Source organism: Marivita cryptomonadis, from assembly GCF_002115725.1.
Taxonomy (GTDB): Bacteria; Pseudomonadota; Alphaproteobacteria; order Rhodobacterales; family Rhodobacteraceae; genus Marivita; species Marivita cryptomonadis.
On record NZ_JFKD01000005.1, the window covers coordinates 227494 to 237340 of the forward strand.

Consider the following 9847-nt stretch of genomic DNA (forward strand, 5'->3'; position numbering starts at 1 on the left):
CAGCCAAGGCGCGTGTTGCAAATGGGAGGAAAGTTATGAAACTCAACAGACGTGCTTTTGTGGGCACCGGGATGGCGGCGGCAACGCTCAGCGCCCCGATGGTGCATGCAGCGTCACACGGCAAACCCAAAGTGGTGGTCGTCGGTGGTGGTGCAGGTGGCGCAACTGCCGCGCGCTATATCGCCAAGGACAGCGCAGGCGAGATCGACGTGACCCTGATCGAACCGACGCGCAGCTACTACACCTGCTTTTTCTCGAACCTCTATCTGGGTGGGTTCTGGGATCTGGAGAACCTGTCGCATTCCTATGGCAAGCTGGCGTCAGATTACGGCATCAACGTCGTCCATGACTGGGCCACGGGCGTGGATCGCGACGCCAAGACCGTGTCGCTCGCCGGGGGCGGATCGGTGCCCTATGACCGCCTGATCCTCAGCCCCGGTATCGACTTTGTAGAAGGCTCGGTGCCCGGATGGGATATGTCGGCACAGAACGCGATGCCGCATGCCTATAAGGGTGGCAGCCAGACCGAACTGCTCAAAGCGCAGATCATGGCGATGCCGGAAGGCGGCACCTATGTGATGGTGGCCCCGCCCAACCCGTACCGTTGCCCGCCTGGACCGTACGAGCGGATCTCGATGGTGGCACATGTGCTCAAAGCGAACAATCCGACCGCCAAGATCATCATTGCCGACCCGAAAGAAAAGTTCTCCAAGCAGGGTCTGTTCGAGGAAGGCTGGCAGAAGCATTATCCGGGCATGATCACCCGCATCGGCCCGGATTTCGGTGGCGAGAATGTTACTGTCGATCCGTCGGCGATGACCGTGGATGTGGATGGTGAATTGATCAAAGCCGATGTGGTCAACGTCATTCCGGCGCAAAAGGCGGGTCTGATCTGTGATGCAGCTGGTCTGACCGAAGGCAACTGGGCCCCGGTCGACGGGCACACCATGGTGTCTCGTTTGGATGAGAATATCCACATTCTGGGCGATGCCACCAATCAGGGCGACATGCCGAAATCCGGCTACTCGGCCAACAGCCAGGCCAAGGTGGCGGCGATGGCGGTGCGCGGTGCGCTGACCGGCAGCCGCGTGTTCCCGGCGAAATTCTCGAACACCTGCTGGTCGCTGATCGCGACGGATGATGGTGTGAAGGTTGGCGCGGCCTATGAGCCGAACGACGAGAAAATCGCCAGCGTGTCTAGCTTTGTCAGCCAGACCGGCGAAGACGCGGCTCTGCGTAAGGCGACTTATGAAGAAAGCATCGGCTGGTACGAAGGAATCACGTCGGACATGTTCGGCTGATCTTTTTGTTCAGGTGTTTGGGGAAGGCTGGGCATCTGTCCCGGCCTTTTTCGTTTGGAACTGTGTCGGATCGCTGCGCGATCCGACGAATTGGAGGGCCAGCCCTCCAAACCTCCCGGAGTTTAGGGGCAAGATGAAGATCAGACGGGCTGGAATCCCTTCATGGCGCCGACGAGTTCGGGGATCTTTTTCTTGAACTTGAAAAACCCGGCTGTCGCATGCGGCCAGGCGCGACGGTCAAAGTCGCGCAGCGGTCGAATGACAGGCAGTGCACGGATGTTGTTCAGGATTGTGGCCGCGGGACCGACAGGGGCGTAGGGTGTGACGATCTGTTCGGCGCCAATGCTGCGCGCCCAGTCTTCGATCGCTTGCGCTGTTGTCAGGCCGGTGGTGAGCGGGCCAAGCGAGGTCGACCAGCGCGTCGTACAGTCGTCCATCAGCGCCGATTTGAACGACGTGACGTTGGGCGCGACATGCAACGGACTGATTTGAGCAGTCGCATCCAAGGTGGCGGTCGCCAGTGGTTTGAGACCCTGCTCGAACAACCAGCCGGGGCTCATGTCGTCTTCGTGTAGCACCAGAACCGATGGCTTTGACGGATCGAGCCGATCACCCTCTGGCGCGTCCATGCGCGGTGGATGGGGTGGGCCATCCAGCGGTTCGGGGTTGGAGGTCAGTTGGTAGAGTGGCGAGAACCGACCTTCGGTGTATTTCGAGATGTTTGATGCCCGTGCCACATAGTTTTTGCCCTGTGTCTGCACACCCGCGACCCAGCGCCAGCTGAGCGTGTTCGAGGCAGGATCGCCGTCATAGAGGTGGCGCAGGAAGAAATCCGCCCCCAGCTCCCAGGGTAGACGCAATGTGAAAATCCAGATCGAAGCGAACCACATGCGCGCGTGGTTGTGCAGGTAGCCGGTGTTTACCAATTCGTGGGCCCAATGGTTGAAGCATGCGATCTCTGTCTCGCCTTTGCAGGCGGCTTCCCATTCGCCGCGCAGGCCAGATTGCGTTTGCACCTGATCCCATGCCCGAGCCAGTCCTTGCTGGTAGCCCCCCCAGACCGCCGGGCGCATTTCCAGCCAGCCTTTCCAGTACGTGCGCCAAAACACCTCTTGCACAAATTTTTCAGAGCTGCTGAGCGCATGGCGGCCCAGAACGGCTACAATCACCTCGGGCTCTGTCATCAGGCGATGGCGGATATAGGGTGACAAGGTCGAAACATTGTCATGTTGCCCTGGCCCGAGATCATAGTTTCTTTGCGACGCGTAAACGCGCGCTGCCTTTGGCACAAACGCCGTCAGCTTTTCTAAAGCGGCCGTGCGGGTCGGGGGAAATAGGTCTGTCATGCAGCGCCAGTTAAGCCCGCGCGGAGCCGGGTCAAGACCGGTCGTCGAACCGCTGCCCCTTGCAGCCCCCAGAGCCGGACACTAGTCTCAGGACAACTCGCAACCAAGCTCGGCATCCGGCGGGCGCATCATCCAGGCAGGCACAGATGAAAGATCCCTTTGATACCTATATGAACACCCTCGTTCCCATGGTGGTCGAGCAGACCAGCCGTGGCGAACGGGCCTATGACATTTTCTCGCGCCTGCTAAAGGAAAGGATTATTTTCCTGAGCGGTCCGGTGCACGATGGCATGTCGTCGCTGATCGTGGCACAGCTTTTGCACCTTGAGGCCGAGAATCCGTCAAAGGAAATCAGCATGTACATCAACAGCCCGGGTGGCGTGGTGACCAGCGGTCTGTCGATCTATGACACGATGCAGTACATCAAGCCGAAAGTCAGCACGCTGGTGATCGGGCAGGCGGCTTCTATGGGGTCGTTGCTGCTGACAGCAGGTGAGGCCGGGATGCGCTTTTCGCTGCCCAACAGCCGCGTAATGGTGCACCAGCCCTCTGGCGGGTATCAGGGTCAGGCAACGGATATCATGATCCACGCGCAGGAAACACAGAAGCTGAAGACACGTCTTAACGAGATTTACGTCAAGCACACCGGCCAGACGTTGAAGAAAGTCGAGGCGGCGTTGGAACGCGACAACTTCATGTCGCCGGAAGAGGCCAAGGAATGGGGCCTTATCGACGAGATCGTCGAGAGCCGCGTCAAGGGGTCTGACGACGAATAATCGTGATTGGGTCACGACGTCCTGAATGTGTTTTTGACGTTGTGGCCCAAGTTTTGCTGTCCTAAGGTTCTTGGAAGAAAACATGGCACACGCTTAAGGTTAGCAGAAAGTATATGCGAAACCTTGACGTGAGTCAGGAAAGGTAAAGACATGGCGACGAATTCTGGCGGCGACAGCAAGAACACTCTTTACTGCAGCTTCTGCGGCAAGAGCCAACATGAAGTGCGAAAGCTGATCGCAGGGCCGACCGTCTTCATCTGTGACGAATGCGTCGAACTGTGCATGGATATCATCCGTGAAGAGACCAAGGGCGGTGGCCTGAAGTCGACGGATGGCGTGCCCACCCCGCGCGAGATTTGCGACGTGCTGGATGATTACGTGATCGGTCAGGCCGTGGCCAAGCGCGTGCTGTCTGTGGCGGTGCACAACCACTACAAGCGTTTGAATCATTCGCAGAAATCATCCGATATCGAACTCGCGAAATCGAACATCCTGCTGATCGGCCCGACCGGGTGCGGCAAGACATTGCTGGCGCAGACGCTGGCACGGATTTTGGATGTGCCGTTCACGATGGCGGATGCAACCACTCTGACAGAAGCCGGGTACGTGGGTGAGGATGTGGAGAACATCATCCTCAAGCTGCTGCAGTCCTCTGAATACAACGTGGAACGCGCGCAGCGTGGTATCGTCTATATCGACGAGGTCGACAAGATTACCCGCAAGTCCGAAAACCCATCCATCACCCGCGACGTGTCGGGCGAAGGCGTGCAGCAGGCGCTGCTCAAGTTGATGGAAGGCACAGTTGCGTCGGTGCCGCCGCAAGGTGGGCGCAAGCATCCGCAGCAGGAATTCCTGCAAGTTGATACGACCAACATCCTGTTCATTTGCGGTGGCGCATTTGCCGGTCTGGACCGGATCATCAAGCAGCGTGGCAAAGGTTCGGCCATGGGCTTTGGTGCAGATGTGCGCGACGATAGCGAACAGGGCATCGGTGAGACCTTCAAATCGCTGGAACCCGAGGATCTCCTCAAGTTTGGTCTGATCCCGGAATTCGTCGGTCGTCTGCCAGTTATTGCGACGCTCGAAGATCTGGACGAAGACGCGTTGATCATCATCCTGACGCAGCCGAAAAATGCTCTGGTCAAGCAGTATCAGCGTCTGTTCGAGTTGGAGAACACCACGCTCAGCTTTACCGATGACGCGCTGAGCGCCATTGCCAAGCGGGCGATCCAGCGCAAGACCGGCGCACGTGGCCTGCGGTCGATCCTCGAGGACATCCTGCTGGATACGATGTTCGAACTGCCCGGCATGGATGACGTTGTCGAGGTGGTGGTGAATGAAGAGGCGGTGACCTCGGAGGCCAAACCTCTGATGATCTATGCAGATCAGAAGAAGGAACCTGCCGAAGCGGGCTGAACCAGCCATCGGTGGAAACGTGAAAAGGTGGGCATTTTGCCCGCCTTTCTTTTTGGGACGGAAACGATGACGATCAAGAGAATTCACAGTGGCAGCCCCTTTGAGGCCAAAATCGGCTACTGCCGGGCCGTTGTGGCCGGGGGCTTTGTTCATGTTGCTGGCACAGTCGGGCAGGGAGATACCGTGGCCGAGCAATGCCAAAGCGCTCTGGATGTGATCGCGGGGGCTTTGGACAAGGCCGGTGCGTCGATGGCGGATGTGGTCCGGGTGACGTATTATTTGCCGGACCGGCATGAATTCGAAGCCTGCTATGACATCCTTGCCAGTACGTTCGGCGACAACCCGCCCGCGGCCACGATGATCGAATGTGGCCTGATCGACCCGAAATACCGGATTGAGATCGAAGTCACGGCTCTGGCGCCGGCTGCGTCATAGCTGCGCTGGACCTTGTCCCGCAAAGCGCCCTATAACGGCGCTGAACCAACCCCGAGGAGTCGTCCATGGGCATTCTGAATACCCTACTTCGCGCTGTCACCTGGTGGAACGGGCAGACGCTTGGCACACAATTCTATACGTGGCGCAAAGGCGAAAAGGTCGGTGAGGACACCCAAGGCAACATCTTCTATCAATCGCGTGACGCCAAGAAGCGTTGGGTGATCTACAATGGCGAAGCTGAGGCAAGCCGCGTTGATCCCGATTGGCACGGGTGGCTGCACCACACGTTCAAGGAATTGCCGACAGACCGCCCGCTGCCCAAAAAGGCTTGGGTCAAGCCGCATCAGGAAAACCTGACCGGTACTGCTCTGGCCTATGCGCCTGAAGGGTCGATCCGGCGTCCCGAGCCGAAGCCTCGGCAGGATTATGAGGCGTGGAGCCCGGAATAACCCGGCTCTGCGCGCATCAAGAAGGCAGAGATGCGATGCTGCGTGTGATGGTCTTTTTCCTATCGCTGGTGTTGGCGTCTGCCAGCATTGCGCAGCTTGCCACAACCAACGGCACGGGCGTGACCGTGCGTGCCTTGGACAAATTGACCGGCAAGGTCTCTGACCTTCAGATTGGAACGCGCCAATCAGCCACGGTTGGCCGCATCACGGTGACGGCCAATGAGTGCCGATATCCGGATGGTAACGCGGCAGGCGAAGCCTACGCCTCATTGACCATCACCGAAATCGGCAAGGATGCACCGGTCTATCAGGGCTGGATGATTGCTTCGTCGCCCGCTCTCAACCCGATGGATCACCAGCGCTACGACGTCTGGGTGTTGCGCTGCACCACGTCCTGACCTGACGCAGCCAATGGAGCGCTGCTGAGATCGGCAGTGATCCGCAGTGCTTGCGCCAGATACGCCCGATATTCCGCCCTTGTGATTTCGATTGCGCCCAAGGAGGCAAGGTGGTGGGTCAGGAATTGCGTGTCGAACAAGACAAATCCCGTCCGTCGCAACAGATCGATCAACCAAGCCAACGCGACTTTTGACGCGTCCCGCTGACGGGAAAACATGCTTTCTCCACAGAATGCACCGCCAACTGCCACGCCGTAGACGCCACCGATCAGACGGCTGTCGGCCCAGACCTCCAGTGAATGGGCATGTCCTTGATGATGGAGCTCATTGTACAGCCCGCGAATTTCCTGATTGATCCATGTCTCGCTGCGATCTGCGCAGGCGTCGATCACGTCATCAAATGCTGTGTTCAGCGTCACGTAATAGTCGTTCCGCTTCAATGTCTTGGACAGGCTGCGGGAAATGCGGAACCCGTCCAATGGGAACACACCACGCTTGCGTGGATCGACCCAGAACATCTCCGGGTCGTCGCGGTGTTCCGCCATCGGGAAGACGCCGACGCGATAGGCTTGAAGCAAAAGCTCGGGCGTGACGGTCATCGCGCGTCGCCCTGCCGGTCAGCAGGGGGCAAGTGTGCGACAGGCCTCAAGGCTTCGCGTAGGTGCGCTCCAGCCAATGCTCGAGCCAGTGAATGTTATAGTCACCGCTGCGCACGTCCGGGTCTTCCAGAAGATCACGGAACAGCGGCACTGTGCTGTCCACACCATCAACGATCAATTCACCCAACGCCCGCGACATCCGCGCCAAGGCTTCATCCCGGTCACGACCATGCACGATCAGCTTGGCGATCAAGCTGTCGTAATAGGGCGGGATTTTGTAGCCATCATAAAGCGCGCTGTCCATGCGCACCCCCAGACCGCCGGGTACATGGTACTGTGTGATCCGACCGGGTGAGGGAGAGAAGTTCGGCAGTTTTTCGGCATTGATCCGCGCTTCGATGGCATGGCCGTTGATGACCAGTTCGTCCTGTTCGAAAGACAGCGGCAGTCCAGAGGCCACGCGGATCTGTTCGCGCACAAGATCGACGCCAAAGATCGCCTCGGTCACGGGATGTTCGACCTGAAGGCGGGTGTTCATCTCGATGAAATAGAACTCACCGTTTTCATACAGGAATTCGATGGTGCCCGCGCCCGCATAGTTGATCTTGGACACGGCGTCGGAACAGATCTTTCCAATCCGGGCACGCTCTTCCTCGGTGATGCAGGGGCCGGGGGCCTCTTCGAGCACCTTTTGGTGGCGACGCTGCAATGAACAATCGCGTTCACCCAGATGCACCGCCTTGCCTTTGCCGTCACCAAACACCTGCACTTCGATATGGCGAGGCGTGGTCAGGTATTTCTCGATATAGACTTCGTCATTGCCAAAGGCGGCCTTCGCTTCGGACCGTGCTGTCTGAAAGGCGCGCTCCATGTCGGCGGCTGTTTGCGCCACTTTCATGCCACGCCCACCGCCACCTGCCGTCGCCTTGACGATCACAGGATAGCCAACCTCTTCACCGACCTTCTTGGCCTCGGCAAGATCGGCAACGCCACCGTCTGAACCCGGCACGCACGGCACGCCAAGCGCTTTGATCGTGTCTTTGGCTGTGATCTTGTCGCCCATCACACGGATATGTTCCGCTGTTGGACCGATAAAGATCAGCCCGTGATCTTCGACAATCTGCACAAACCGCGCGTTTTCGGACAAGAAGCCATAGCCGGGATGGATCGCCTGCGCGCCCGAGATTTCGCAGGCCGAAATGATCGCTGGAATGGACAGATAGCTGTCTGTCGAAGAGGGCGGGCCGATGCAGATCGCCTCGTCGGCCATGCGCACATGCATCGCATCTGAATCAGCTGTTGAATGTACCGCCACGCTGGCCACACCCATTTCGCGGCAGGCGCGGATCACACGGAGGGCAATCTCGCCCCGGTTGGCAATCAGGATTTTGTCAAACATGCCAGAGCCCGTTTATTCGAGGATCACGAGCGGCGCGCCGTATTCGACGGGGGCTCCGTCTTCGACCAGAATGCGTTTCACTGTGCCGCTGCGCGGGGCGGGGATGTGGTTCATTGTCTTCATCGCTTCCACGATCAAGAGAGTGTCGCCTTCGTTGATCTGCTGTCCAACCGAAATGAAAGACGGCGCACCCGGCTCTGCCTGCATGTAGACCGTTCCAACCATCGGCGAGGTCACCGCGCCAGGATGAGATGCCGGGTCTTCCGGTGCGCTGGGGGTGGCGGGCGCTGCCGGTGCCACTGCGGGCGCTGCCGCAACCGTGGTTTGCACGGCGGGGGCAACTTGGGTGATACGACTGACGCGCACGTTGAGGCTGTCATCCTCGCCGTATTCGCGCTTGACCTGCAATTCGGTTAGGTCGTTTTCCCGCAAGAGCTTCGCCAATGCTTCGATAAACGCCACGTCCGCTTCATGGTTGGTCTTGGTCATGCTGTCCCTCGCCCGCTTCTTGCTCTTCACGCGGCCCCGTCGGTGATTGGATCGGAGGCTCGCTTTCCCTACGGGCACCACCCGCATTGCATGCCTTTCCTTGCACCGATTACCGTTCAGGAGCAAGGGGCAGCTACGATCAATCTGGGTTCTGGTGCACGGTTCAGAGCGTCTGCGGGGAATGCGTCATGTGTCAGACCGGTCTTGTTTGTCCGCTTCGAGTGACAACGCCTGTTCGGAAAGAAGCGCCTTGATCTGCATCTGGACCGCCGAAGGTGGGGCGGCGGGTGTGATGCTGGTATCCTTGCTGATTGTGCCGGGCAAAGGGGCAGGTGCCGTGACCGAGGCAAAAACCGGAGGTGCCGCCTTGGCAGTGAGGTCTGGGCGGTGCAGCGGTTTGAGAGTCATGCTGGGCATGGTTGGGTGAAACACAGGCATTTTTAGGCTCCGTCGTGTCAGGGCCCCCACTGCATGAGCTTAGCTGATTTTTTGGAGTGGCGCGCGCAGAGAGTTGTGAAACGGTTAACGGGCAGTGAACGAAAAAGGGCGGCCCTGAGGCCACCCCTGATCATTTGGTTTTTCCTGAAAATTAACTTTTATTCATCCGATTTTCGATGAGGTCATCGACGACGGAGGGGTCAGCGAGAGTGGATGTGTCGCCCAATGCGCCGTAGTCGTTTTCGGCGATCTTGCGCAGGATGCGGCGCATGATCTTGCCCGATCGGGTTTTCGGCAGGCCGGGGGCCCATTGGATGAGGTCGGGCGATGCGATGGGGCCGATTTCGGTGCGGACCCAGGTGCGCAGCTCCTTGGTGAGCTCGTCAGACGGCTCCACCCCGTTCATCAGGGTGACGTAGCAATAGATGCCCTGGCCCTTGATGGCGTGCGGGTAGCCCACCACAGCAGCCTCGGCCACCTTGGCATGCGCGACAAGCGCCGATTCTACCTCGGCCGTGCCCATGCGGTGGCCCGACACGTTGATCACGTCGTCCACGCGGCCGGTGATCCAGTAATCCCCGTCCGCGTCGCGCTTGCAGCCGTCGCCCGAGAAGTAGTAGCCCTTGTAGTCCGAGAAATACGTCTTCTCGAACCGCTCGTGATCGCCCCAGACGGTGCGCATCTGCCCCGGCCAGCTGTCCTTGATCGCCAGCACGCCCTCGGTTGGGCTGGCATGGATTTCCTCGCCCGATTGCGGGTCGAGAACCACAGGGTGGACGCCGAAGAACGGCTTCATCGCGG

General features: G+C 59.0%; 12 protein-coding genes. 6 read left to right on the forward strand and 6 right to left on the reverse strand.

Annotated features, from left to right (window positions below):
* Positions 1 to 35: 35 nt before the first annotated feature.
* Positions 36 to 1301 (forward strand): NAD(P)/FAD-dependent oxidoreductase, encoded by a 1266-nt coding sequence (locus MCRY_RS07920; protein WP_085628936.1) that lies wholly within the window; start codon positions 36 to 38, stop codon positions 1299 to 1301.
* A 140-nt stretch (positions 1302 to 1441) separates the two neighbouring features.
* Here MCRY_RS07920 and MCRY_RS07925 read toward each other — a convergent pair whose 3' ends face one another.
* On the reverse strand, positions 1442 to 2647 hold the full coding sequence (locus tag MCRY_RS07925; RefSeq protein ID WP_085628937.1) for an FAD-binding domain-containing protein: 1206 nt from the start codon (positions 2645 to 2647) through the stop codon (positions 1442 to 1444).
* Positions 2648 to 2793: 146 nt separating this feature from the next.
* On the opposite strand from MCRY_RS07925, the gene MCRY_RS07930 reads away from it, so the two are divergent.
* The 5 genes from MCRY_RS07930 (at position 2794) to MCRY_RS07950 (ending at position 6121) form a co-directional block, all read left to right on the forward strand.
* Positions 2794 to 3423, forward strand: coding sequence for an ATP-dependent Clp protease proteolytic subunit (locus MCRY_RS07930; RefSeq protein WP_085628938.1), 630 nt, complete (start codon positions 2794 to 2796; stop codon positions 3421 to 3423).
* Between the two features lie 150 nt (positions 3424 to 3573).
* Positions 3574 to 4839, forward strand: a complete 1266-nt coding sequence (gene clpX, locus MCRY_RS07935) for an ATP-dependent Clp protease ATP-binding subunit ClpX (protein WP_085628939.1) — start codon at positions 3574 to 3576, stop codon at positions 4837 to 4839.
* Between the two features lie 66 nt (positions 4840 to 4905).
* Positions 4906 to 5274: a RidA family protein gene (locus MCRY_RS07940; protein WP_085628976.1), complete on the forward strand. Its 369-nt coding sequence runs from the start codon at positions 4906 to 4908 to the stop codon at positions 5272 to 5274.
* Positions 5275 to 5339: 65 nt separating this feature from the next.
* On the forward strand, positions 5340 to 5723 hold the full coding sequence (locus MCRY_RS07945; protein ID WP_085628940.1) for an NADH:ubiquinone oxidoreductase subunit NDUFA12: 384 nt from the start codon (positions 5340 to 5342) through the stop codon (positions 5721 to 5723).
* A gap of 35 nt (positions 5724 to 5758) precedes the next feature.
* Entirely contained in the window at positions 5759 to 6121 is a 363-nt protein-coding gene (locus tag MCRY_RS07950) for a DUF2155 domain-containing protein (protein ID WP_085628941.1), read from the forward strand.
* On the opposite strand, the gene aat is transcribed toward MCRY_RS07950, so the two are convergent.
* The 5 genes from aat to MCRY_RS07975 all read right to left on the reverse strand — a co-directional run.
* Positions 6085 to 6720 carry a leucyl/phenylalanyl-tRNA--protein transferase gene (gene aat / locus MCRY_RS07955; protein WP_085628942.1) on the reverse strand — a complete coding sequence of 212 codons (636 nt, stop codon included), beginning with the start codon at positions 6718 to 6720 and terminating at the stop codon, positions 6085 to 6087. The two genes, MCRY_RS07950 and aat, sit on opposite strands and share 37 nt — an antisense overlap.
* A 46-nt stretch (positions 6721 to 6766) precedes the next feature.
* On the reverse strand, positions 6767 to 8119 hold the full coding sequence (gene accC / locus MCRY_RS07960; RefSeq protein WP_085628943.1) for an acetyl-CoA carboxylase biotin carboxylase subunit: 1353 nt from the start codon (positions 8117 to 8119) through the stop codon (positions 6767 to 6769).
* A gap of 12 nt (positions 8120 to 8131) precedes the next feature.
* The gene (accB, locus tag MCRY_RS07965; protein ID WP_085628944.1) at positions 8132 to 8608 is read right to left on the reverse strand and encodes an acetyl-CoA carboxylase biotin carboxyl carrier protein; all 477 of its coding nucleotides are present in this window, start codon (positions 8606 to 8608) and stop codon (positions 8132 to 8134) included.
* A 186-nt stretch (positions 8609 to 8794) separates the two neighbouring features.
* Positions 8795 to 9046 carry a hypothetical protein gene (locus tag MCRY_RS07970; RefSeq protein ID WP_085628945.1) on the reverse strand — a complete coding sequence of 84 codons (252 nt, stop codon included), beginning with the start codon at positions 9044 to 9046 and terminating at the stop codon, positions 8795 to 8797.
* 151 nt (positions 9047 to 9197) lie between these two features.
* On the reverse strand, positions 9198 to 9847 hold a 650-nt coding region (locus MCRY_RS07975; protein ID WP_139834091.1), incomplete at its 5' end, for an AMP-binding enzyme.